Source organism: Blautia sp. LMAG:89 (assembly GCF_008679485.1).
GTDB lineage: Bacteria > Bacillota > Clostridia > Lachnospirales > Lachnospiraceae > Blautia_A > Blautia_A fusiformis.
Window position 1 is genome coordinate 27,623 of record NZ_NANC01000004.1, and the last position, 24,812, is coordinate 52,434.

Annotated in this window: 24 protein-coding genes; 3 read left to right on the forward strand and 21 right to left on the reverse strand. The window is 46.0% G+C overall.

Annotated elements, in window-relative coordinates:
- Positions 1 to 66 precede the first annotated feature (66 nt).
- The 5 genes from purB to CCC70_RS04175 form a co-directional block, all read right to left on the reverse strand.
- On the reverse strand, positions 67 to 1,500 hold the full coding sequence (gene purB, locus CCC70_RS04155) for an adenylosuccinate lyase (protein ID WP_287084330.1): 1,434 nt from the start codon (positions 1,498 to 1,500) through the stop codon (positions 67 to 69).
- A 121-nt stretch (positions 1,501 to 1,621) separates the two neighbouring features.
- Positions 1,622 to 2,314 carry an amino acid ABC transporter ATP-binding protein gene (locus CCC70_RS04160; RefSeq protein WP_021652351.1) on the reverse strand — a complete coding sequence of 231 codons (693 nt, stop codon included), beginning with the start codon at positions 2,312 to 2,314 and terminating at the stop codon, positions 1,622 to 1,624.
- A 21-nt stretch (positions 2,315 to 2,335) separates the two neighbouring features.
- Positions 2,336 to 2,986 carry an amino acid ABC transporter permease gene (locus CCC70_RS04165; RefSeq protein WP_022426149.1) on the reverse strand — a complete coding sequence of 217 codons (651 nt, stop codon included), beginning with the start codon at positions 2,984 to 2,986 and terminating at the stop codon, positions 2,336 to 2,338.
- Positions 2,987 to 3,214: 228 nt separating this feature from the next.
- Entirely contained in the window at positions 3,215 to 4,105 is an 891-nt protein-coding gene (locus CCC70_RS04170) for an amino acid ABC transporter substrate-binding protein (protein ID WP_287084331.1), read from the reverse strand.
- Positions 4,106 to 4,197: 92 nt separating this feature from the next.
- Positions 4,198 to 4,920, reverse strand: coding sequence for a LytR/AlgR family response regulator transcription factor (locus CCC70_RS04175; RefSeq protein ID WP_186582054.1), 723 nt, complete (start codon positions 4,918 to 4,920; stop codon positions 4,198 to 4,200).
- 167 nt (positions 4,921 to 5,087) lie between these two features.
- On the opposite strand from CCC70_RS04175, the gene CCC70_RS04180 reads away from it, so the two are divergent.
- Entirely contained in the window at positions 5,088 to 6,527 is a 1,440-nt protein-coding gene (locus tag CCC70_RS04180; RefSeq protein WP_186582055.1) for a hypothetical protein, read from the forward strand.
- On the opposite strand, the gene CCC70_RS04185 is transcribed toward CCC70_RS04180, so the two are convergent.
- The 3 genes from CCC70_RS04185 to CCC70_RS04195 are packed head-to-tail and all read right to left on the reverse strand — an operon-like array spanning position 6,524 to position 12,110.
- The gene (locus tag CCC70_RS04185; RefSeq protein ID WP_287084332.1) at positions 6,524 to 7,303 is read right to left on the reverse strand and encodes a hypothetical protein; all 780 of its coding nucleotides are present in this window, start codon (positions 7,301 to 7,303) and stop codon (positions 6,524 to 6,526) included. The two genes, CCC70_RS04180 and CCC70_RS04185, sit on opposite strands and share 4 nt — an antisense overlap.
- Positions 7,300 to 8,574, reverse strand: coding sequence for a DUF5716 family protein (locus tag CCC70_RS04190; RefSeq protein ID WP_287084333.1), 1,275 nt, complete (start codon positions 8,572 to 8,574; stop codon positions 7,300 to 7,302). Before CCC70_RS04190 ends, CCC70_RS04185 begins: the two co-directional genes overlap by 4 nt.
- Positions 8,571 to 12,110 carry a DUF5717 family protein gene (locus CCC70_RS04195; RefSeq protein WP_287084334.1) on the reverse strand — a complete coding sequence of 1,180 codons (3,540 nt, stop codon included), beginning with the start codon at positions 12,108 to 12,110 and terminating at the stop codon, positions 8,571 to 8,573. Before CCC70_RS04195 ends, CCC70_RS04190 begins: the two co-directional genes overlap by 4 nt.
- Before the next feature lie 181 nt (positions 12,111 to 12,291).
- Between CCC70_RS04195 and sigK the strand changes: the two genes are divergently transcribed.
- Positions 12,292 to 12,921 (forward strand): RNA polymerase sporulation sigma factor SigK, encoded by a 630-nt coding sequence (sigK, locus tag CCC70_RS04200; RefSeq protein ID WP_144094545.1) that lies wholly within the window; start codon positions 12,292 to 12,294, stop codon positions 12,919 to 12,921.
- Between the two features lie 54 nt (positions 12,922 to 12,975).
- Here the strand turns inward: sigK and CCC70_RS04205 are convergent, their stop codons facing one another.
- The 9 genes from CCC70_RS04205 to mtaB all read right to left on the reverse strand — a co-directional run bounded on the left by CCC70_RS04205 (position 12,976) and on the right by mtaB (position 20,125).
- A complete protein-coding gene (locus tag CCC70_RS04205; protein WP_015527092.1) occupies positions 12,976 to 14,199 on the reverse strand; it encodes a peptidase U32 family protein in 1,224 nt (407 codons plus the stop codon).
- Complete coding sequence (locus CCC70_RS04210; protein ID WP_021652340.1) at positions 14,159 to 14,851, reverse strand: O-methyltransferase; 693 nt, start codon at positions 14,849 to 14,851, stop codon at positions 14,159 to 14,161. The genes CCC70_RS04205 and CCC70_RS04210 overlap by 41 nt, the downstream gene beginning before the upstream one ends.
- Positions 14,848 to 15,252 carry an endolytic transglycosylase MltG gene (locus tag CCC70_RS04215; protein WP_015527091.1) on the reverse strand — a complete coding sequence of 135 codons (405 nt, stop codon included), beginning with the start codon at positions 15,250 to 15,252 and terminating at the stop codon, positions 14,848 to 14,850. Before CCC70_RS04215 ends, CCC70_RS04210 begins: the two co-directional genes overlap by 4 nt.
- 11 nt (positions 15,253 to 15,263) lie before the next feature.
- Positions 15,264 to 15,602 carry a YlbF family regulator gene (locus tag CCC70_RS04220; RefSeq protein ID WP_015527090.1) on the reverse strand — a complete coding sequence of 113 codons (339 nt, stop codon included), beginning with the start codon at positions 15,600 to 15,602 and terminating at the stop codon, positions 15,264 to 15,266.
- Between the two features lie 4 nt (positions 15,603 to 15,606).
- Positions 15,607 to 17,241 (reverse strand): ribonuclease J, encoded by a 1,635-nt coding sequence (locus tag CCC70_RS04225; RefSeq protein ID WP_118513134.1) that lies wholly within the window; start codon positions 17,239 to 17,241, stop codon positions 15,607 to 15,609.
- A 281-nt stretch (positions 17,242 to 17,522) separates the two neighbouring features.
- The gene (locus tag CCC70_RS04230; RefSeq protein ID WP_287084335.1) at positions 17,523 to 17,792 is read right to left on the reverse strand and encodes a DUF1292 domain-containing protein; all 270 of its coding nucleotides are present in this window, start codon (positions 17,790 to 17,792) and stop codon (positions 17,523 to 17,525) included.
- 92 nt (positions 17,793 to 17,884) lie between these two features.
- Positions 17,885 to 18,337 carry a Holliday junction resolvase RuvX gene (ruvX, locus tag CCC70_RS04235; protein WP_092071282.1) on the reverse strand — a complete coding sequence of 151 codons (453 nt, stop codon included), beginning with the start codon at positions 18,335 to 18,337 and terminating at the stop codon, positions 17,885 to 17,887.
- A 1-nt stretch (position 18,338) separates the two neighbouring features.
- Positions 18,339 to 18,611 carry an IreB family regulatory phosphoprotein gene (locus CCC70_RS04240; RefSeq protein ID WP_015527087.1) on the reverse strand — a complete coding sequence of 91 codons (273 nt, stop codon included), beginning with the start codon at positions 18,609 to 18,611 and terminating at the stop codon, positions 18,339 to 18,341.
- Between the two features lie 185 nt (positions 18,612 to 18,796).
- Positions 18,797 to 20,125: a tRNA (N(6)-L-threonylcarbamoyladenosine(37)-C(2))-methylthiotransferase MtaB gene (gene mtaB, locus CCC70_RS04245; RefSeq protein WP_021652336.1), complete on the reverse strand. Its 1,329-nt coding sequence runs from the start codon at positions 20,123 to 20,125 to the stop codon at positions 18,797 to 18,799.
- Positions 20,126 to 20,258: 133 nt separating this feature from the next.
- Between mtaB and CCC70_RS04250 the strand changes: the two genes are divergently transcribed.
- Positions 20,259 to 20,495 carry an HPr family phosphocarrier protein gene (locus CCC70_RS04250; RefSeq protein WP_015527084.1) on the forward strand — a complete coding sequence of 79 codons (237 nt, stop codon included), beginning with the start codon at positions 20,259 to 20,261 and terminating at the stop codon, positions 20,493 to 20,495.
- A gap of 165 nt (positions 20,496 to 20,660) precedes the next feature.
- On the opposite strand, the gene thiI is transcribed toward CCC70_RS04250, so the two are convergent.
- Genes thiI through prmA form a run of 4 tightly spaced genes read right to left on the reverse strand, consistent with a single transcriptional unit; the run spans position 20,661 to position 24,726 of the window.
- Entirely contained in the window at positions 20,661 to 21,842 is a 1,182-nt protein-coding gene (gene thiI, locus CCC70_RS04255) for a tRNA uracil 4-sulfurtransferase ThiI (protein WP_015527083.1), read from the reverse strand.
- A gap of 24 nt (positions 21,843 to 21,866) precedes the next feature.
- Positions 21,867 to 23,021: a cysteine desulfurase family protein gene (locus tag CCC70_RS04260; protein WP_287084336.1), complete on the reverse strand. Its 1,155-nt coding sequence runs from the start codon at positions 23,019 to 23,021 to the stop codon at positions 21,867 to 21,869.
- Between the two features lie 3 nt (positions 23,022 to 23,024).
- A complete protein-coding gene (locus tag CCC70_RS04265) occupies positions 23,025 to 23,768 on the reverse strand; it encodes a 16S rRNA (uracil(1498)-N(3))-methyltransferase (RefSeq protein ID WP_092071274.1) in 744 nt (247 codons plus the stop codon).
- A gap of 4 nt (positions 23,769 to 23,772) precedes the next feature.
- The gene (gene prmA, locus CCC70_RS04270) at positions 23,773 to 24,726 is read right to left on the reverse strand and encodes a 50S ribosomal protein L11 methyltransferase (protein WP_021652332.1); all 954 of its coding nucleotides are present in this window, start codon (positions 24,724 to 24,726) and stop codon (positions 23,773 to 23,775) included.
- Between the last annotated feature and the right edge of the window lie 86 nt (positions 24,727 to 24,812).

Genomic DNA, 24,812 nt, shown 5'->3' on the forward strand with positions numbered 1-24,812 from the left:
ACGTTATCTGTATATCATCCACAGAAAACTGACATTCCTGTCTGCGTTCTTTTTATGCTTACAGCATTATACGTTGATCTCAACCTTAACGCCAAGCAGATCTTTATGCGCATCCAGCACCGGCTGTACCACATTTGCAATGAAAGCTTCTGTCTGCTCTTTGGCACGTCCTGTATATCTGGACGGTTCCATGGCCTTCTGAAGATCCTCAAGAGTCAGGTTAAATGCCGGATCTGCTGCGATCAGCTCAAGAAGATTATTATCTTTACCCTCTACCTTCACGTTCTTTCCTGCTTCCATGGAAAGCTCACGGATACGCTCATGAAGCTCCTGACGGTCTCCGCCTGCCTTAACTGCATCCATCATGATATTCTCAGTTGCCATAAATGGAAGCTCAGACATCAGTCTTTTCTCGATAACCTTCGGATAAACAACCAGTCCGTCTACAACATTGAGGCAGAGATCCAGGATTCCGTCGATCGCAAGGAATCCTTCCGGAACGCTGAGACGCTTGTTTGCAGAGTCGTCCAGAGTTCTCTCAAACCACTGTGTTGCAGATGTGATCGCCGGGTTCAGTGCATCGATCATCACATATCTGGACAGGGAAGCGATTCTCTCACTTCTCATCGGATTTCTCTTATATGCCATAGCGGAAGATCCGATCTGGGATTTCTCAAATGGCTCCTCTACTTCCTTCAGATGCTGAAGAAGACGGATATCGTTGGACATCTTATGTGCACTTGCAGCGATTCCCGCAAGGATATTCAGCACACGGGTATCAACCTTTCTGGAATAGGTCTGTCCGGAAACCGGATAGCAGGATCTGAATCCCATCTTCTCTGCGATCATCGGATCGATCTTGTCGATGGTCTCCTGATCCCCGTCAAAAAGTTCCAAGAAGCTAGCCTGTGTACCGGTTGTTCCCTTGGAGCCAAGAAGCTTCATAGTGCTTAATACATACTCAAGGTCCTCAAGATCCATCAGGAATTCCTGAGTCCAGAGAGTTGCTCTCTTACCTACGGTTGTCGGCTGTGCCGGCTGGAAATGAGTAAACGCCAGAGTTGGCTGGTCCTTATACTGTGCTGCAAACTTGGAAAGCTCTGCGATCACGTTCACAAGTTTCTTGCGGACAAGCTTCAGCGCCTCTGTCATAATGATGATATCCGTATTATCTCCTACATAACAAGAGGTTGCTCCCAGATGGATGATGCCTTTTGCCTTCGGGCACTGTACGCCAAACGCATACACGTGAGACATTACATCATGGCGAACCTGACGCTCACGCTCCTTAGCCACATCATAATTGATATCATCCGCATGAGCCTTCATTTCGTCGATCTGCTCCTGGGTAATGTTAAGGCCAAGCTCACGTTCCGTCTCAGCAAGTGCGATCCACAGCTTTCTCCATGTGCGGAACTTCATGTCCGGGGAAAAAATATACTGCATCTCTTTACTTGCATACCGCTCTGACAGCGGGCTTACATATCTGTCTGTATTCATTACTACCTCCTGATCACATACCTCCGGGCCGGAATGGCGAAAGATCCGTTATCTGCCCGGTTCTGGTTAATTCACGCCTCTTGAAATTATATAACATTGCCTCTTTAAAAGCAACCGTTTGTTACTCCATACCCTGATGGAATTTTCCCAAAAATTCCTTCATTCTGCCATTTTCGGAAGAAAATACCTCCTGCGGCGTTCCCTCCACTGCGATCACACCCTTATCCATAAAGATGATACGGTCGGAAATATCTCTTGCAAAATTCATTTCATGAGTAACGATCACCATGGTGATATGCTCCTGAGCAAGATCCTTGATAACCTTCAGGATCTCACCGGTCAGTTCCGGATCAAGTGCAGATGTAGGTTCATCAAAAAACAGGATCTTCGGATTCATACAGAGCGCACGGGCAATGGAAACTCGCTGCTGCTGTCCTCCGGAAAGCTGAAAAGGATATGCCTTCTCCTTGTCTGCAAGGCCCATTTTCTTAAGAAGGCTTCTTGCCTGGGCGTAAACCTCATCTTTCTTTCTCTTCTGCACCTTCAGAGGTGCATCCACTATATTTTTCAGTACGGAAAAATGCGGAAACAGATTGAACTGCTGGAACACCAGTCCCACATCACCGTTTTTGATGATCTCGCCGCTGTCCGGCGTCTCAAGTCCTGTGGCACAACGCAGGATAGTTGACTTGCCGGAACCGGAAGGACCGATGATACTTAAAACTTCTCCCTCTTCCACGTCAAGAGAGATATCTTTGAGAACTTCCAGTCCGTCAAAGCTTTTTTTGATATGTTTCATTTCAAATAATTTCATATTTTATACTCTCCATTCCGGTTAGCGATAGTAATTCATACTTTTCTCAACCTTCTGCATCACAACAGCCACGATCAGGTTGAACACATAATAAAATATCGCAGCGATCACAAATGGCATCATTGTTGTCTGTGCACTTGCAATCTGCTTGGCAATGGTAAACATCTCCGCAACTGCCACAACAAACGCAAGGGAAGTATCCTTGACCAGCGTAATGACCTCATTTGTAATAGACGGCAAAATCCTCTTGATCACCTGTGGAAGGATGATGCGAAAAAATGTCTGCACCTTATTGTATCCAAGGATCTTTGCAGCTTCATACTGTCCCACCGGCATGGATTCAATGCCGCCGCGATAGATTTCTGCAAAGTAAGCTGCATAGTTGATGGCAAATGCGATAAATACAGCGATCAGACTATATCCCATGGAAATACGGATCCCGAAGATAAAATAAGGGCCGAAATATACCACCATCAGCTGCAGCATCAGCGGCGTTCCTCTCATGATGGATATGTACCCGGATACAATGGTACGGATCACTTTGTTTCTGGACATTCTGCCAAAACAGATCAGAAGTCCCAGCGGCAGAGAAAACAGCAAGGTTACAAAAAAGATCTCAATAGAGACCAGCATTCCTCCTGCCAGCTGCTGGAGCATTACACTAAAACTCATTTTTTTCCTCCTGGTTCGGAGTATCAGTCCCATTTATCGGACTGATACCTGTAATTCCTGTAAACAACAGGAAATGAGCGTGTACGGCAGCTCTTTCTGCGCCGAAGCACCCTCATTTCCTTTTTATGCGGAAGCTTCAAAAGCTTCTGCTATGTTTCTTATTTCTACTGCTGTTGGATAGCTTAAAAAATATCTTCACAGCTTTTACTGTACCGGATCTGTACCGGATCATTTGGATTCAGAATCGGTTTCTTTCTCTGTGCTGTCTGCACTTTCTTCTGTGTCAGCTTCTGCTGAATCAGAATTCTCTGTCTTATCCTTGTCCTCGCTGATGCAGAGCATGCTCTTATCCAGTTCATACTTATCTGCAAGCTTGTCAACCTCACCGGACTCGTCAAGCTTCTTGACCTCATCCCATACGAGATCCTTCAGCTCATCATTTCCCTTCTTGAATCCGATGCCATACTGCTCGTTCTGGATTGGCTCGTCAAGGATCACATATTTATCCTTGCCTCTCTGGGAAAGCTGATAGTTAGCAACACCAATATCAACAGCAACAGCGTCTGCAGCTCCGGAATCAATATTCATAAATGCAGTGTTGTAGTCCGGATTCTCTGTAAGAGATGCAAAGCTGTCCTTGAGTTCCTTATTGTCATCGTTGTTCAATGCGTCCAGTGCAGCGGATGCAGCCTGTACCACTACGTTCTTGCCCTTAAGATCCGCAAGCTTCTCAATTCCGGAATCCTTGGCAACTACGATCACCTGCTCATTGTTGATGTATGGATCACTCCATGTATAGTCATCCTCACGTCCGTTGATAGTAAATCCATTCCATATACAGTCGATCGTTCCGGAGTTCAGCTCCATATCCTTGGAATCCCAGTTGATAGGCTTCTTAACAAGTTCCCAGCCAAGATTATCACATACTTCCTGGGCAAGGTCAAGGTCAAATCCTACATATTCTCCGCTATCATCCTTATATCCGAACGGAGGATATTCAGCATCAAATCCTACGATCAGGGTCTTATCCTCAACACCTGCCTGTACACTCACTCCTGTTACCATCATTCCTATTGTCATCGCTGCCGCCATTACTACTGCAACTGTTCTTTTCTTCATGGTCATTCTCCTTTTTTCGGTTATCTCTTTATCACATGGTCACTCTACCACGCGAAAGCGTATGGTTATAGTAACATACCCAAAAGGAGCTGTCAAGAGCAAACCTTCTGCTCTGCCAGATAATCTTTGTATTTCTTTCTGGCCGTTTTCAGATATGTTCTGGAAATTGGGATTTCCGCCTGTCCGACCACAAAACTGTTCTTCTTAAGTGAAGTTACCTTCTCCATGTTGATACAAAAGCTCTGATGACATCTCAGAAAGCTGCTGTCTGACAGCTGTCCCGAAAAATCCCCCAGCCTGGCTCTGCAGCTGATCTTTTTTCCATCGGTAAGATGAAATGTCACACTGTGAAGACTACTGGATATATATGCCAGATGATCGTGCTGCAGTGTATAAACCTGTTTCCTGTAGCGAAAATACAGCGCTCTTCCGCCTTCACGCCTGCATACCTCCAGGATATGTACCAGAACATGTTCCAGTTCTCCACTTTCAACCGGTTTGACCAGATAGTTATAGGCAAACACTTCAAATGCTTCTTTATAGAATTTTTCATTCTCTGCCACCAGCACAACCGGGATATAATGTCCTTTCAGGCGCATTGTCCGTACAGTTTCCAGACTCCTGCCCTGATCACCATCCAGCCCCAGAAATATCAGATTGCAGATCTTGTGTCCCTCTGCCAGTCCTTTCAGAAGACTCTCTCTGGTCCGATACAGAAGGAGCTCTGCATCAGGGACCAGTGTGGAAAGCTGCCTGTACAGCTTCTGTGCATCCTTTCGTATTTCATCACATATCGCGATCGTCATCACTGCCATTGCCGTGTTTTCCTCCCTCATGCTCTTTCTGATATTAACATTTTATTTTCAAGGAAAGACCTGCGCAATATGTGCTTCTAATTGTGCCTTGTTTTTTTACAAATTATTGCAATTCATGATCTGTTTTCGTATAATAATGTCATATAAGCACCAAAAGGAGTACTACTATGTCTGATTTCAGCAACAAATGCCGGGAATCCCTAAAGGATACAGGAGAAAACGTTTATCAATTATCTGCTTCTTCGGGACTTGACCGTACCTCGCTACAACGTATGATCACAGGGAAACGTCTTCCCGGTATTGATTTTGTGCGCCAGTTCTGCGATTCCCTCCGGATCAATCCTTCCCAGCGCAGGGAACTGATGGAATTATATAAAATAGAAAAAATCGGAAAAGAAATATATTACAACCGCAAATATATACAGGAGCTTCTGGGTGTTATCAGCTCCCAGCAGGTCATTTCCCGGGAGGGTTTTCTCAGGCTTCCATCCTTTCCCTTTTACCGTGGAACTTTTTCTCTTGATGTGGAAAAGAAGGTCCTGAGCCTTTTTGAGGACATCCTGTCTTCCGGTTCTTCTGAAACGATCCGTACCAACCTTCCGGCCAACTGCCGGCTTCTTGTACAGATCTTTTCCCATCTTTATCCCAAATATGAGAAACTGCCACCGGTGATCCAGATCCTGCCGCTTCACCAGAACCCGTCCGCCTCACCGGATTACAACATGAATCTGGAAACCTTTCTCTGCACACTCCTTCCGATCCTGTCAGGTTTTGTGGGCTACCAGCCATATTATTACTATACTCAGACAGGCCGAGAGTTTTCCAGCTATGAACTGTTTCCTTTTTTCTTACTCACTGAAAAAAAGCTGCTGCTGTTATCCTCGGATATGATGACCTGTATTTTTACTGAAAATCCGGAAGCGATCCACGCATATCAACAGGAATTCCGGCGGGCTCTTGAGAATTCCAGCCAATTCTTCCTGCAGTCGGATTCTCCGGACAGGATCCTTAATATCTTTGGTTCTATCATGCAGACAAAGATCTCAACAAATTTTGCACTGGAATCTCATCCCTGCCTTGCACTGATGTCCTATGGTCCGGGCTTTATTCAGTCATTGTTTGATAACAGGGATATCGATCTTTCCGATCCGGTCTATACCCAGCTGGCAGCGGTTCTGAACCAGACTTCCTTTTCTTTTACAGAAGCTGCCTTTTCCTGCAATTATTTTACACTGAGCGGGATCCGGAAATTTGCCCGTACCGGACTCCTTGACGGACCTTATTCCTACCATCAGACCCCTCTTCCGAAAGAAGAACGAAAAAAAGCCCTCAAGCATCTTCTTGACACAGATATGGGACATGAAAAATGCAGGATCCTGAAGCCTTCCGTACTTCCTGAAACCGGGATCCATCTGGAAGTTCTGTCTGACTATTCCGTTTTTCTCTGCTTTCTTTCCGAAAAAGATACTTTTCTCTGTATCTATCTGAAAGAAACCAGTATCGGACAGGCCCTGAATGATTACCTCTGTTCCCTGTCTGAGGAAGAATCCGTATATACAAAAAAAGAAGCCCGGCAGATCCTGCTGGGACTTCTTGAACAGCTTTAAGAGCCGGTACTTCTGTGATATTCTCTTGTGAGATCCTCCAGGATCCTGTCGGTTTCTCCGGATGCGATATGCTGCTCCGGGAGACCGGCAAAGCTTTTCAGAGCCTGGTCGGTTTCCTGCCTTACCATTTCATCTGTCTTCAGATCTTCCTGTCGTTTCCTGTATTCTTCTTCACTGTGAACACTGCGGTAGGCCAGAAGATAAACCTTCATCGCTTTCTCTGAATGATTCTCCTTCCATGCTTTCCAAAAGCATTCCAGCGCTTTATCCATCTGGAACAGGTAACTGTATGCGCATCCCTGATTATGCAGGATCCTTTCACGCATCTCTCCGGTGATTTCTTTCCCGCCATGCTCCAGAAGCTTCTGATAAACACGGAGTGCATTCACATACATCCGATTCTCCATCAGCGCATCACCTTTGCGTTTCTCCCGTATTTCTTCAGGTTCACGTTTTCTGGCTTCAATGCGCCCGTTTAAGGTCTTAAGCTCTTCATAAGCCAGATAATTGATCTCTTTAAATATCGGATACAGTACTTCTTCAAGTCCGGCCTCTCTTCCAATATAAGGTTTCAGCTTGGCCGCAAGCTTCGGAAGCTCCAGTTCTTCCTCCAGCCAGGTACAGAGCTTACTGCTGATCAATGAGCTGTCCACAAGATAAAGATTGTTATAAAGATAATAGCAGAGTTCTTCTATAGAATAGATATTGGTACTGATATTTTCGATATAAAACGGCTTCTCTGCTTTTCTTACCTGACATAAAATATATCCGCTCATGCCTGCTTCCTTTCTTCCTGCTCATCCCATCGTACCAGTTCCCTCCAGATCTTCCCACTGGAAGGATACATTTCGCCAAAGCCCAGATCCTCTACTGTGATCTCACAGTCTCTCGGCGATACGTATTTCAGCGTGAGGGAAAGCCTTGAAGTCCGATTAGGCCGCTTTGGCAGACCCTCAAGTGCCATGGCCACACGTTTCTTCTCGGTTTCTTCCGGAATACTTACTACAAATACCAGTTCACTGGTATCATCCAGGATCAGCTCGCAGGATGCACTGCATTCATACCAGTTGCTGCCGCTTTCGATCAGCGGATAGTAAGCCGGAGAGCCCATCACCCGCATATCCATTCCTACGTCCGCAGTCACCAGCGAATCACTTAAATAGCGGTAACCTTTGAGTTTTTTATCCTCCAGCCTGTCCTTACCGGCTATGCAGGCTCCCTTTGCAAAAAGATTGTTTCCGTAAAAAACCTTCCGTCCCTGATGACACAGGAGCTTTACAGACTGCTGTGCCCACTGCTGGTCAAATCCTTCTCCCGTGATCTGCACACTGGAGAAGAGCTCTTTGCCGAGAGTCTTACTGATAAAACGGTAAAATTCCACATCACGGATCTCATCTTCCGGTTCAAGCTTTGTACTGACCGGATCCTCCAGTTTTACAAGCACCGGTCTGGAAGAGCCGTTGATGGTCAGCTTCCGGAAGGTTACCGTATCGCCTGCAAAGGCATACCAGCCTACACTTCGATTCCAGGTTTCCCGTTTCTGTCCCAGTGCATAATAATAAAAGCTCTCGCCATAGTCCATAAGCATATATTTCTCACGGGAAAAACCTGCAAGGCTGCAGGCCTTCTGATAATTCCGTACCTGAAGTGTACTAAGCTCCGGCGATGTGATACAAAGACACCGGGTATTCTTTACGATATCCTGGATTCCCAGAAATTTCAGGATTCCCCTTAGAAAATGTGCCAGAAGCTCTGCCGGCTCTTTTTCCTCTCCTGCCACCTGGATCTTTTCTTCCTTCTGACAGATATCATAAATATTTCCGATCATGATCCCGCCCTTTTCCCTGGCAAAATACTCTGCTTCCAGGCCTACGCAGTAATCACCGTGATCGGTACGATAGCAGATACAGCCCGGAGCTTCGTACTGACTGGCTCCTACCTTCATGGAAAGAGAACGGGCTTCTTCTGCTTTTCTGTCATAATAACAGATCTGTGTGTATTCTTTTCCAATATCAATTCCTATGATCAAGTCACGAATTTCATTCATCTTTCCGGTTCCTTCTCTATGACAAACATTTCATTAACGTACTGTTCCTGCCGGAGATACTGTGCCAGCTTCTCCTTCACTTCCGTGTCTTTCTCCAGTTTCCTTGCACAGAGTATCTGATTGATCAGCTGATATTTGCTGGATGCCTGGTCATTACTCTGGTTCATGGTCAGTATTTTTTCTTCCGTTTTGTGTACACCGGTTTCATCTTCTGTCTGGAAATAATATCGCAGGGTCTCTCCATAAAACAATGTAAATGCTCTGGCAAAAATTCCCTCATAGATATTTTTGAGCGGTTCACTTTTATAGTCCGGTACAGTTCCAAGACCGGTATCCAGGGAATAATACAGTGTGACCGAAGCCTCCGGTGAAGTATGATACTCTACAAAAGTCTTATCATCCAGCTGATACGGTCGCAGGATACTCTGATCCAGATTCCGGAAAAACTCAAATATCATTCCTTCCTTTACACAGGAGGAGAGGATTTTTTCCTCCATTTCCAGATTTTCTTCATCAGCAGTTTTTTCTTCGGAAAGCAGTTTCAGAAGGGTCAGGTCACAGATCCGGTCTCCGGGCCACTCCTTTTCTCTGCGATTTTTCAGATACTCCTTAAGTCCAGGCATCTCCGGCATTTCTTTTACAAACATTCCGTAAGACATCAGAGTCAGATACGCACCGATCACACTCTCTTTTCCGGAATGGCGGATATATGCTTTCAGGATATCCTCACCCTCTGGCCGATAATCCCAGTTAAACATCAGAAGAGAAAGGATCCTCTCCTCCAGATTATAGGTATCCATATCAAACCCACAGGCACTTTTCCAAATATCCAGAAGTTCATCCACAGGTCCAAACCGGAATTTCATCAGATACATGAGGATCACTTCATCATAGATTCCCTGTCGGTATACATGAGAGGAAAGTGCGATCAGCTCTTCGTCTTCCGCACAGTCACAACGGATGATCATACGGCTTACCAGCTTCAGAAGAGCACGCTCCTCTACTCCTTCAAATCCAAATGCTTCCACCACGCTCATAGCCTGCGGAAACAATCCCCGCTGGATCAGGATCTCCAGAAGGGTTTTCCGGTCGACCATGGCATATTCCCGATAATCCATCATCTCCAGACAGGCATCCAGATCTTCTCCCTGCACGTGATCCCGATAATAATCCAGGATCTTTTTGCGGATCAGCCTCTTATATTCATCGGTAAACGCCGGTGAAAGGACCAGTTTCTGAAAAATCCCCAGATTCTTACGACTGATCTCCTGACCCTGACAGTAATACAAAAGCACAGCCGGTTCATCCGCCCCTTTTTCCAACACTGCCGGAACCATCTCACGATCATCAAAAAGTGGTGTCAGATTATAATCTACCGTAGCAGCATAACGTCTCTGTTTTTCATCCTGAAATACAACGGCCGCATCTTCGCTGCAGATCCTTGGGTAAGCGATCCCATGGATACACGGATAGATTTCTTCCTGTTTCATCTGTCTGTGACGGACGATCACACTGCGAACCTTCGGATCATCCGTATACAGCCGGCAGGTAAACATTCTGGAGGCGATCACCTGCGCTTTTTCGCTGTCCGATGGTTCCCGCATGAATTCCTGATAAACAGCGGCATAATTTTCATTCATCCGGCCTTCCCGTAACTTACGGAAAGCAAATTCCTCCATGCTTTCACGATAACTTTCGTATGTCTGTGGATCACGTTCCTTCCCTGCAATGATGCATGCATACAGATAGGCACGCTTGGAATCACCGAGAGTATTGTTGTTATAGGTAAAATACATCAAAAGCGGTTTCGGCAGGACTCTCCGATAAGAAGTATCCAGTGTTTCCACATAATATTCATACAGCCGTGTGATCCGGATCCCGCGGTCCACGGCAGCGGAAAACCACTGAAAATATTCCGGTTTTCTTGGATTTCCCTTCATAATATATTTACAGATAGCTTCCACGGTATCATCCGACGGAAAGGCTTCACATCCCATGGCCATAGCACGGTACAGACTTTCGTTAAAAGCTTTCTCATAACCGGAAAGATATGCCAGGCGCATGACCAGCTCTTCCGTCAGCATCTGTTCTTTTCCTGCAAAAAGGAATACCTGGGCCCAGAACCCATTGATTCGATGCAGCAGAGACATATCTGCACAAATACGGTTCCATGCTTCCAGATACAGAAAAGGACTTGTACATCCCCGCTCAAAAAGTTCCTCCATCAGAAAGATCTTTTTTGACGGAGAAAGCGTATGATCCATTTCAAATACCAGTTTCAGAAGGATAAAGCTGTCTTCCTTCTGCATCTGGAAATTCTGTACCTTGCGGAGGGCCTGTTCCTTATCCCGGTACAGCCCGGTCTGTGTACACAGATACAGATAAATCCCTGCCAGTTCCAGTTCATTGTGATGAAAGGATTTATTCTGATAACGCTCAAGGATTTCTGAAGCCTGGTCATCTTCTCCTTCCAGATGAAGAAGATAGGCTTCCAGAAGCTGATATTCCGGATATTTCAGTCCGTTTTCGCCCATACGGTCAAGCTTCTCATGAGTAGAGGCTGTCCAGGCCTGAAAATCTGTTCTTTTACAGAGATATCCCAGGTATTCCTTCATCAAAGATATCCGGTACTGTTTTTCCAGAAGATCCAGGTTCACGGCACTCTCAGTTCCTCTGGATGCAAGAACGTGATATACCAGTTTCTGGTATGGGGTTTTTACAATGATCTCGCCGTACTGATTTCCTTTTCCCAGTTTTTCCTGGCGGATCACATAGTTTATTTCACAGGTACTTCCGATAAAATCCTCTTCTGTGACCACATGCTTGCCTGCCTCCAGAAAATCCCCGTTTACCTCAATATCTGCCCGCAGGTGTCCCCATCCGCTCCTGTGGATATAAAGGGATTCCTGAACAGATTCACTGACATCATAAAAACTCGCCTCTTCTCTGTTCAGACTCAATGTCACCTTTTCCTTGGCACCGGCTGCGATCAGAAATTCCTCCAGATGCTGATAGGTCACCGGCTGCTGTGACATTCCTGCATAAAGAGAACGGATCTTCTCGCTCTGATCACTCAGGATCAGGGAAAAATGGCGTTCTGTAAAGATCCGGTAAGCCTCATGGAAATCTTCCTTTGCAATATGCAGAAATTCTTCCAGAGAAGCTACCTTTCTGCCTGCACTCTTCACCTCTTCCGTCTGTACCTGTACAGTGAACGGCAGCTTATATTCTCCGATACTGGTAGTAAAACACAGCCAGCCTTCAAAGCTCTCTCCCGGCCTCATTCCCTCTGCATCTACCCCATAAGGCATGCGCACTGTGGTTCCGGAAAAGCGGTCAAATCCCGGCACCAGTCTCCGGTCAGATGAAGTCACAAAGCCACTGATCCTGCGGTTGTCATCGGTACCGAAATAAATCTCATCCTTTGTAGTCTCTCCTGCCTTCAGCGTAGCGAAAATACGGTCCTGTGAAAACAGAAGCTCAGGCTGTTCATAAATAAATTTTCCGTTAAGAAGCTGTTCTATCCTCTTTTTCAAAATATATACTCCTCATCAATATACACTGATTGTTGTCACTCGTATTTTATGATTATACACCAGATCAGAATGTGACGCAACAGGTGTTCGCCTCTGTCCTTTTTATAAAGTTTCTGTTGGAAAAGCACGAAAAGCACGTCCGGCTCATAAGCTATAAGGAAATCCCCTTTGAGGTGAACCCTTGAAAACCTTTCTGAAACCGCTTTCTTTTGCGGAAGAGCAGTTCTATCTTCTACAGCTCCAAAGGGGCGATCCGGAAGCAAAAAATATCCTTATCGAACACAATCTCCGCCTCGTAGCACATGTTGCAAAAAAATATCAGGGATGTGACGAGGATCCGGATGATCTAATCTCCATAGGCACCATAGGTCTGATCAAAGCCATTTCCACCTTTGATCCCAGCCGGACTTCCAAGCTTTCCACTTATGCTGCACGGTGCATTGACAATGAGCTTCTCATGATGTTCCGTGCCCGCAGGAAACGTTCCAGAGAAGTTTCTCTCTATGAACCCATCGGCACAGACCGGGAAGGCAACGAGATCAGCCTTCTCGATATCATTGAAAGTCCACCCGTTGATGTTGTGGATGATTGTTTCAAAAGGGACAGCATTTCCTATCTTCTCCGTTATATCCGGACAGTACTCTCCCCAAAGGAATACCAGGTGATCTGCTGCCGCTACGGTTTGAATGGTCAGGAGCCACTGACCCAGCGAGAGATTGCTGAAAATCTCTCCATCAGCCGCTCCTATGTATCCCGTATCGAAAAGAACGCTCTTCGAAAACTCCGTACTCTTTTTCCTGAAAATCAGTAAAGGGGAGAACGTTCTTTTCGTTCTCCCCTTTACTCTCTTATCCACCCTTTCGGATCATTCACCTCTTCGGAGAATATCAAATACCTCCGGCATCTCAGTCAGTTTCACATAGATCCTCTGCTGAGCATGTGGTGCACTCTCCATAGCTTCGCCCTCTTCATTATAAATGGCTTCCACTGTGACCGGAATATTCCTTCCGTCCGGTTTCATGATCTCGATGGTCTCTCCTACAGAAAACTTGTTTCTCTGTGTCAGTCTTGCCAGACCTCTCTCATCGATCTCTTCTGCAAATCCAAGATATGTGTATTCTCTTACATATGTGTTGCTGTCATAGATCTGGGTGTTCTCATCCGGCTTTCCGTAGAAAAATCCGGTGGTAAACTGACGGTAGGTACAGTTTGAGATCTGCTCCTGATACCACGGCATATTTGCATGATATTTTTCCGGACTTTCCATACAGTCATCAATGGCTTTGCGGTAGGTTCTTGCCACTGTTGCCACATAAAGAGCTGTTTTCATACGTCCTTCGATCTTCAGGCTGTCAATACCGCTTGTAAGGATATCTTCCATATGTTCTACCATACAAAGATCCTTGGAATTAAAAATAAAAGTTCCTCTCTCATTTTCAAATACTGGCATGTATTCTCCCGGACGCTTCTCCTCCACAACAGAATATTTCCATCTGCAGGGATGGGTACAGGCTCCCTGATTGGCATCTCTTCCTGCCATAAAGTTACTGAGAAGACATCTTCCGGAATAGGAAATGCACATGGCGCCGTGGATAAACGTTTCTATCTCCATATCCTCCGGAATATGTGCCCGGATCTCCCGGATCTCTTCCAGAGAAAGCTCTCTTGCACTTACCACACGTTTGGCACCAAGGTTATACCAGAAACGGTAAGTCTCATAATTGGTATTATTTGCCTGTGTACTGATGTGACGCTCGATCTCCGGGCAGATTTCCTTTGCATACATAAAGATTCCCGGATCTGCAATGATCAATGCGTCCGGTCCGATCTCCTTCAGTTCCTGAAGATATTCCCTTACACCCTCAAGATCACGGTTATGCGCCAGGATGTTTACTGTCACATAAACCTTTACACCATGGGAATGGGCAAATGCGATTCCCTCACACATATCTTCTTTTGAAAAATTCTTAGCCTTTGCACGAAGTCCAAAAGCTTCTCCGCCGATGTAAACAGCATCTGCACCATATATGACGGCAACCTTTAAAACCTCAAGGCTGCTCGCCGGAACCAATAGTTCTGGTCGTTTCATAAACCTGTTCTCCTGTTTTTACACTTACAGCCGCTCCGTCTCCAAGAGGAAGCACCGATGTACGAAGCACCGGACTGTGAGTCAGCTGCCAGAGATATTCTCTCATTCTTTTATAGATTGTACGGTTACGCCGTTCCACAAGATAATGAGATTCAATAATATCCCCTTCCTGCAGCACGTTGTCAGATACCAGCACGCTTCCCTCTTTCATCAGTCTCAGCACGTCAGGAAGCCAGTGGATATACTGGCCCTTGGCTGCGTCCATGAAGATCATATCAAAGGTTCCGGTAAGATTCTTCAGGATCTCTCCGGCATCTCCCTCCAGAAGCGTGATCTGTGACTCTCTTCCTGCGCGCCTGAAATTATCCTTTGCGACAGGAATTCTTTTTTCATAATTCTCTATGGTAACAATTTCCATATCTTCCGGCCCATACTCACACATAAGAAGTGTGGAGAAGCCTACGGCAGTCCCCACCTCCAAAATGCGCTTCGGTTGTTTCAGTGCCAGAAGCATCCTCATAAAGCTCTGCATATCTCTCCGGATGATCGGCACCCGATCTGCAAGTGCCTTTGTCTCCAACTCCTGCAGAAATGGAGTATTCCCCATATCCAGTGAATTGATATAGGTCTGCATGCGTTCTTCTACGATCACTGGCTGTTCGATCCTTCCTTGCTCTCTTCTCCTGACAGCACTGCAATGATCCTGGTCGGTGTATAAGCTGTACTGAGAAGGTATGTACCTGCTTTGATCTGTCCGTGATATGCGGACATTCTTTCCTGTATGGTAAATGCAAGCGCATCCTTGATAAGACCCTTCTGCTCCAGTGTCTTGCCTACTTTATATGCAGAGGCACCTTCTTTTATGACTACCGTGACCTGCTGTCCCTCTCCCGGGCTCATAGCCTGCTGGTTAAACACATCGTAGCCAAACTGATATGCTGATTTTCCAACCCAGATCAGAAATACGATAATAAAGATATATACAGCGGTTTTAAATACCCCTCCAGCCAGAAAAACGCCGGCCCTGCCAACCTTGTCTCTTGTGTCTGCCATAGTCTTTCCTCCTATAAGTCAGGAATCTGTATGTCGATCCCGTCCACCAGCGTCCTGCATATCCGCTGCATCAGTCTGCACAGCGCAAGCTCTGCGTCGAGATAGGCATTTACTTTCAGGTTCTGTCTCAGACTTGCAGACTCCTGATTGAGCTGTTCCGCAATATGGAACAGCTCATCCTTGTCTGAATGATTCTGCAGTCTGAAATTATCTCCACGGAATCTCATCACTCTGGCTTTCAGCTCAGGATCCGCTTCAAGCTGGGCTGCCTGTTTCTGATATTCCTGATATTCATCGCTTCTGTGCACAGCATCGAGAAGCTTCTCGATCTCCATGCTGATCTCATCCATGAACCTACGCCTCCATAATGATAGGCAGGATCATAGGATTTCTCTTGGTCCGTTTCCACAGATACTCTCCAAGGGCATCCTTGACCTCGGTTTTGATCTTGCCCCAGTCCGTGATATTGTTCTCCAGGCAGGAATCCAGTGCAGTTTCCACAACCTGTCTGGCATGCTCCATAAGATCCTCAGATTCTCTTACATACACAAAACCTCTGGAAACGATATCCGGACCTGCGAGAACTACATTACTGTGGCGCTCCAGTGTCATAACTACGATCATGATTCCATCTTCAGACAGATGCTGACGGTCACGGAGTACGATATTTCCCACATCGCCAACGCCAAGTCCGTCTACGAAGATCGCACCTGTATGAACGCTTCCTGTCACCTTGGCATCCTGTCCGTCCAACTCCAGAACATTTCCGGAAGAAAGGATAAAAATATTCTCCTTCGGGATTCCCAGATCTTCCACAATGTGTTTCTGTGCAGTCAGATGACGGTACTCACCATGGATCGGAATGGCATATTTCGGTTTTACGAGGGAGTAGATCAGCTTGATCTCCTCCTGGCAGGCATGTCCGGAAACATGGACATCCTGGAAAATAACCTTGGCTCCCTTCATAGACAGTTCGTTGATGACCTTGGAAACTGCCTTTTCATTTCCGGGGATCGGATTGGAGCTGAAAATGATGGTATCGTTAGGCTTGATCGTGATCTTCTTATGGATATTGGCTGCCATACGGGAAAGTGCCGCCATGGACTCACCCTGGCTTCCGGTTGTGATCAGAACCACCTTATCGTCCGGATAATTCTTCACCTGATCGATCTCGATCAGTGTGTTCTCCGGGATCTGCAGATAGCCAAGCTCTGACGCTACGGAAATAACATTGACCATACTGCGGCCTTCCACAGCAACCTTTCTTCCGAACCGGTATGCAGTGTTAATGATCTGCTGCACACGATCCACGTTGGATGCAAAGGTTGCAATGATGATCCTGGATGTCCGGTACTCATTAAAAAGATTATCAAATACATGTCCCACTGTACGCTCGGACATTGTAAATCCCGGTCTCTCTGCATTGGTACTCTCACACATCAGTGCAAGCACACCCTTCTTGCCGATCTCTGCAAAACGCTGCAGATCGATGGCATCTCCAAATACCGGTGTATAATCAACTTTAAAGTCTCCTGTGTGTATCACGATTCCCACCGGTGAATAAATAGCAAGTGCGGATGCATCCTGGATACTGTGATTCGTTTTGATAAATTCCACAGCGAAATCCCCAAGATTGATCACCTGCCCGTGTTTTACCTCTTTCAATTTGGTAGAACGCACAAGGTTATGCTCTTTCAGTTTGTTGCGGATCAGTCCCAGTGTCAGCTTGGTAGCATAGATCGGAACATTGATCTCTTTCAACACATACGGAAGGGCTCCGATATGATCCTCATGTCCGTGAGTGATCACAAATCCCTTCACCTTGGAAATATTTTCCTTAAGGTATGTTACATCCGGAATGACCAGATCGATTCCCAACATATCGTCCTCAGGGAAAGAAAGGCCACAGTCTACAACTACAATACTGTCGCCATACTCAAAAGCGGTAATGTTCATTCCGATCTGCTCCAGACCGCCAAGTGGTATGATCTTAAGCTTGGATGTTGTTCTGCGGCCGGTTTTCCGACCGGATGGCCTGCCGCCGGTCTTTGCCGGTTTCTGTGTGTTTCTGCTGTTTTTTACAGCGCCACCGGCTGCTGTTTTCTTTGCTGTTGGCCGGAAAGGCTTATCCTGACGGTTTTTGCTGCCACCACGATACTGTCTTGTTCTTGATCCGGCATTCTTTTGTCTTGATGCGGTTCTTCTGGCACCGCCTGCAGAAGCTTGTACTCTGCTCTCCGCATTTTTGTTGTCATCGTTGTTCTCGCTTTTCAAAAATCGCTCCTCCATTCAAAATTCACGTCATCCAGCATCTGCTGAAAAACTGCATATACAGCCTGAAGTTCGTCATCATCCTCGACCATCTCATAACAGGCTTCTGTACTTCCCGGAGCTGAAATATCCTTCAGAATATATGCGTCTGCTTCCTCATCCTGTGAATCGGACACCAAAAGATAAGTCACACCCGCAATATGGGTCTGCTCCTCTACGTAAAACTCAGCAGCTGTGCCGTCGTCTGACTGAAATATTATTTTTTCCATATTTAATTCTTCCTTATCCGTTCTTGTCAAGCGGATATTCGCAATCCGCATTTGCTACCTGATCCGCTCAAAATATCTATTTGCGTTTCCGATCATTCTTCCACGCCTTCCTGCTGCTCTCTTCTGTGTGCGGCAGCATCCAGATATCCCTGCAGGATAAAAACTGCCGCTACCTGATCCAGATACTGTTTGCGGTCTTCCTTATGCACACCGGTCTCCTCCAGAGTACGGTCTGCCGCCATGGTAGTCAGTCTCTCATCCCACATAACAACAGGCAGGCCTGTACGTTTCTCCAGCATTTCCTTAAACTCCAGAGATTTCTCGGCCCGCTCTCCTACTGTATTGTTCATGTTTTTCGGGTATCCCAGAACGATCTCCGTAACCTGATACTCCGAAATGATCTCTTCAATACGTGCCAGAGTACGACGAAGCTTGTTTTCCTGCTTGCGCCATACGGTTTCCACACCTTGGGCTGTCAGACCAAGGGGATCGCTCACTGCAACCCCCACAGTCTTCGAGCCATAATCCAGTCCCAGTACTCTCATATTACCGTTCCCAGGACTTGTTCTTGATATACTCGGTGAGAAGCTCTTCTACCAGTTCATCACGTTCCACCTTCATGATCATGCTTCTCGCACCCTTGTGGCTTGTGATGTAGGTCGGGTCTCCGGACATAATATATCCTACGATCTGATTCACCGGATTGTAGCCCTTCTCATCCATTGCATTGTACACCAGATCCAGGACTTCTTTTACCTGAAGCTCCTGATCCGGTTTTGTTCTGAAATACTGTGTATTTCCCAGATTATTCTCTGCCATTGTCTCTCACGTCCTTAAAATATATTCTTTTTTATTTTAATATAAATTTACATAAATTACAATCTTAAATTTAACGAGGATTGCGGATACAAACTGTCAACGTTACTGTTCATTCCGTTCTCAGTAACACGTTTCGCAAAATATTACCAGTGAACAAATAACCTTTCAACATACGATCCCGTTCTTCACTCCACGGCTTCACCGGTCATGATATGCTCTTCAAGAAAGCCTTCTGCCTTTACGATTACGATATCATTTACACCATAAGCTTCCGATTTCGGTACAGCAGTTTTTATATACTCCCGGCTGTGTCCCAGATACCAGGTCCGTCCATCCTTTGTATACTCTTCCTCGATCAGTACCTCCAGGTTTTTGCCAAGCATGGATTTCTCATAATCCCCTGCATGACGATGATGCAGCTCGATCATCTTCTCACTGCGGAAGGATTTCTCCGCCTCTGTCAGCTGTCCGTCCATGGCAGCCGCCTTTGTTCCCTGTCTTCTGGAATATTTGAAGATATGAGTCTCATAAAAACGGATGCTGTCCACAAAATCATAGGATTTCCGGAATTCTTCCTCCGATTCCTGCGGAAAGCCTACGATCACATCAGTTGTCAGTGCCGGATTTCCATACACTTCTCTTAAAAGCTCACAGCGCTCTCTGTATTCCCCGCTTCTGTATCTGCGGTTCATCCTCTCCAGAGTCTCATCACAGCCACTCTGCAGAGAAAGATGGAAATGCGGGCATACCTTCGGCAGCGCCGCGATCCCTTCCGCAAATTCTCTTGTAACGATTCCCGGTTCCAGCGATCCCAGACGGATACGCCTGATTCCTTCGATCTCATGCACAGCACGGATCAGAGAAAGCAGTGTCTCTTTTTTCTCCTCCGGGAAATCCACTCCATAGGAGCTTAAATGGATTCCTGTAAGGACCACTTCCTTATACCCTTTTTCCGCAAGTGCACGGACCTCCTTCAGCACACTTTCAATATTCCGGCTTCTGACACGGCCTCTTGCATAGGGAATGATACAGTACGTACAGAACTGATTGCATCCGTCCTGAACCTTGATATATGCCCTTACATGTTCTGCTGTATGATCAATGGAAAGTTCCTCATACTCTTTTGTCTGATTGATCTTGATCACATGGGAACCATGGCCCGGTTTGTTTTCCGCATATTCGGCCAGTGCCTCCACAATATTGATCTTCTGGTTATTTCCCAGAACAAGATCAATGGCTTCGTCTTTTTCCAGTTTCTCGCCACCGGTCTGTACATAACAGCCCGTTGCCACCACGATCGCTTCCGGATTCATTTTTTTTGCTTTGTGGAGCATCTGTCTTGATTTTCTGTCTGCAATATTGGTTACTGTGCAGGTATTGATCACATAAATATCCGCTCCCGGCTCAAAAGGCACGATCTCATATCCCGCCTCCTCCAGAAGCTGCTGCATGGCCTCGATCTCATAGGCATTTACTTTGCAGCCCAGGTTGTGTAATGCAACTTTATTTCCCATTTTTCCTCACTTTTTTTACACTTTAACTAATTATTAAAACAATTTTTATCTCTTTTCACCTTGACTTTTTGGGTACTGACAGGTAAGATGAAAGCTGTAAAATAACAAAAATTTATCAAGGGAGGTTATTATAATGAAAACAGCTAAAATCTCACTGAATTCCATCGATAAGGTGAAAGCATTCGTAAACGAGATCAGCAAATTCGACTGCGATTTTGATTTAGTATCCGGAAGATATGTGATCGATGCAAAATCCATCATGGGTATCTTCAGCCTGGATCTTTCCAAGCCGATCGACCTCAACATCCATGCAGATGGCGCTGCTCTGGATAACGTAATGCAGATTATTTCCAAATATACAATCGACTAATCTATACTGTATATTTGAGAGGAACTGTATCGGATACAGTTCCTCTTTTTTCATGCTTTCAGAATCCTTCTGTTCTCAATGAACTCCCTTTTCCTGATATATCGGTAATTCCAGGGAACCTCTGCAGCGAGGTTCCCTGTTTGTTTTTTCTTATCTAAAAACGGATCACTGAATTTCAATGATCTCTGTGGTATTCAAAGCCGTTTCCATAAGCTCATCGATCTTCTCAGAAAGCTTCTGCTCAGAACGGCGGATCACCTTAAGATTCGGCTTTGTTACAGGATGTTTCGCTACAAAGATGGTACAGCAATCCTCAAACGGCTGAATAGAAGTCTCAAAGGTATCGATCTTTCTGGAAATACGGACGATCTCCTCTTTATCAAAGCCGATCACCGGACGATATACCGGAAGTGTGCAGACCTCATTTGTAGAAGCAAGGCTCTGTAAGGTCTGGCTTGCAACCTGTCCGATACTCTCACCTGTGATAAGTCCGAGACAACGGTCTTTTTTAGCGAAATGCTCGGCAATGCGCATCATATATCTTCTCATGATAATAGTAAGCTCATCATGAGGACACTGATCATAAATATAAAGCTGTATATCTGTAAAGTTAACTACATGGAGACGGATCGGTCCGCTGTATTTGGCTACCAGGCGGGCAAGATCCACTACCTTCTGTTTTGCGCGCTCACTGGTGTAGGGCGGTGCATGGAAATATACCGCATCGATCTTGACACCACGTTTTGCGATCATATAGCCGGCAACCGGACTGTCGATCCCACCGGAAAGAAGAAGCATGGCTTTTCCGTTTGTTCCGATGGGCATTCCGCCTGCGCCCGGAATGGTCTGGGAATATACGTAAATCTTGTCACGGATCTCAACAGAAAGATCCAGCTCCGGATGATGAACATCTACACTTGCCTCCGGGAACGCATCCAGGATACGTCCGCCAAGCTCAGCGCTGACTTCCATGGAGCTGATCGGATAGGATTTCTTTGCGCGGCGTGTCCAGACCTTGAAGCTTCCGTTAAAGTCCGGATGCCACTGCTTCATATAACCCACAACATCTTCGGCAAGCTTCTCAAAGCCCTGTTCTTCATAGATCATAACCGGGCAGATGCCTACAATACCGAATACATGCTGCAGCGCATCTACAGCCTCATCGTAATCATAATTCTCCGGGCAGAATACATAAACTCTTCCCTGCTCTTTTTTTACTTCAAAATCTCCCTCGATCTTGGAGAGTGCGATCTCCATCTGATGTACGAGAGCATCTTCAAAACGATAGCGGTTTTTTCCCTTAAGGGCAATTTCCGCATATTTAATCAGAAATGCATGTACTAACATAAAAATCCCTTTCTTCTGTATTCTCTATCGACGTGCATACCTGCGCAGCATCGGAATTGTTTTTCCCAGTACTTCCAGGCAGTAATCTACCTCTTCAAAGGTATTTTCCTCACAGAAGCTGATGCGAACGGTACTTTCCACATCGGCTCTGCTCAAGCCTATAGCTGTCAGTGTTGCACTTGGTTTTCTCTTATGACTGGAGCATGCACTTCCTGCGGAAATATATACTCCGAATTCTTCCAGCGTATGGAGCAGGACTTCGCTTCGGACTCCATGAAAAGTCACGCTCATGATGTGCGGTGCCCCTTCTCTTAAAGGCATTCCGTTGATGGTGATGTCTCCAAGCTTTGAAAGTCCCTCTGCCATCCGTTCTTTCAGGTCATAAAGGTGCTGTATTTTTTTATCAAAATCCGTATATACCATCTCTGCGGCAACGCCAAGGCCTGCGATTCCCGGTACATTGTCTGTTCCGGAACGCATACCGTTCTGCTGTCCGCCGCCAAGGATCTGCGGCTGTACTCTTACTTTTTCGTTAATATAGAGAAAGCCTACGCCCTTTGGTCCATGGATCTTGTGGCTGCTCACAGAAAGAAGATCGATCCCCAGCTTTTTCGGATAGATACGATACTTTCCGAACGCCTGGATGGCATCTACATGAAAAAGTGCTTTCGGACTTTTTTCATGGACAAGCTTTCCGATCTCTTCTACCGGCATCACGGCTCCCACCTCATTGTTCACGTACATCACAGACACCAGAATGGTATCCGGACGAAGAGCCGCTTCCAGTGCATCCAGCTTTACAACGCCCTGATGATCAACAGGAAGAATGGTCACCTCATAGCCCTGTTCCTTCAGATAAGCAAAAGGCTGGGCCACTGCTGCATGCTCTACTGCAGTTGTGATGATATGGTTTCCCATACGCTTATTGGCTTCCACACCACCGATGATAGCAAGGTTATCCGATTCTGTTCCACCGGAGGTAAAAAGAATCTCTTTTTCATTCACTTTCAGTAATTTTGCAAGGGTCTGGGCACTTCTGCGGACATAATTCTCCGCTTCCATTCCCTTTTTATGCATGGCAGAAGGATTTCCGAAATCTTCTGTCATGGTTTTGCAGACAATATCCTTTACTTCATCGAAGCATCTCGTTGTCGCGGAATTGTCAAAATATGCTTCCATAATCTATTCATCCTCCAGTTGAAACATCAGAACAGAAAGTACTGCGAGTCCCGCGGTTTCTGTCCGTAAGATCCGGTGTCCCAGGGTGATGGGTTTCGCACCGGCTTCCATAGCATCTGCCACTTCCTGCTCTTCAAAACCACCCTCAGGGCCGATAAAGACACCTATGCTTTTTCCCGGTTCGATCGACCGGATCAGTTCTTTCGTCTCTTTCATTCCCTTTGCAAGCTCATAAGGGATCAATAGAACGTCCAGTTCTTTTGCATAGACAAGGGCTTCTTTAAAGGTCATCACAGAATGTACCTCCGGCACCAGCATACGCTTGGACTGTTTTGCCGCACTTTCTGCGATCTGCTGCCAGCGGGATACTTTTTTTTCTGCTTTTTTGTTATCCAGTTTTACCACGCAGCGCCTGGTTGAAACAGGAACTACGGAATATGCTCCAAGCTCTACTGCCTTCTGGATGATCAGCTCCATCTTATCAGCCTTCGGCAGTCCCTGAAAAAGATAAATACGGTTCTGCAGCTCATAATCCGGCTCCTGTACATAGAGGATATGAAGCAGGACTTCATCCTCCCCCGCGTTTTCGATCACACAGTGATATTCTTTTTCCTTATCGCTGATCCAGAGCTCCTCGTCTTTTTTCATGCGGAGTACATTGACAATATGATTGACATCATTTCCTGTGATACGTATCTCATGTCTGTCCCTGTCGATCTGATGAGGTTCCACAAAAAATCGCTGCATGAGATCAGTCCTTTCTTGCTGTCACAGATACCCACTCGCCCTGATGAGTCACCTCAACAAGCGTCAGTCCGGCGTCTTTTACAGCCTTCACTACGACATCCTCCTTTACATCCAAGATGCCTGATGTAATGTAGTAAGCGCCTTTTTTCATCTGTGCAACGATCACCGGAGTCAGCGGTACCAGAACATCTGCCAGGATATTTGCAGTTACGATATCATATTTCTCATATCCGACCTGATTCTGAACTTCTTTGTCATCGATGATGTTTCCGATCATCATGTCAAAGGATTTCTCCTCGATCTGGTTGGCCTCCTTGTTCTCAGATACTGCCGGAACTGCACAGGGATCAAGATCTGTACCAACCACATGGCCTGCTCCAAGCTTCAGTGCAACGATTCCCAGGATTCCACTTCCGGTTCCCACATCAAGAATCTCCATTCCCGGCTTCACAAATTTCTTCAGCTGACGGATCACAAGCTGTGTGGTCTCATGCATTCCTGTACCAAAGGCTGTTCCCGGATCAATGTGGAGGATCATCTTGTCCTTATCTTCTGCCTTCACTTCTTCCCAGGACGGTACGATTAGAATATCGTCTACATAGAACTGATGGAAGTACTGTTTCCAGTTATTGATCCAGTCCTTGTCCTCTGTCTGGGATTCTGTGATGGTTGCCTCTCCGATATCCACAAAGCTTCTCAGATCCTCCAGTGCAGCCTTCACATCTTTCAGGATTGCCTCGGTATCCGCATCCTCTTCCAGATAGAAGTTCAGATATGCGATCCCGTCATCTGCTGGTCCTTCCGGCATAATATCCACAAACATCTGTGCCTTATCCTCATCGGTCAGCGGCTGCTTGTCCTGGATCTCCACACCTTCAATTCCCACCTCGGCAAGTGTACAGATCACAATATCCTCTGCCTCTGTTTTTGTCTTAAGTGTAAAACGGTTCCATTTCATCTTTTATATCTCCTTATGCTGTATACACATTTACGGATTTTCATTCCAGTCTGTCGCCTGTTTTCTATTGTCCCGAAAACGGGCAC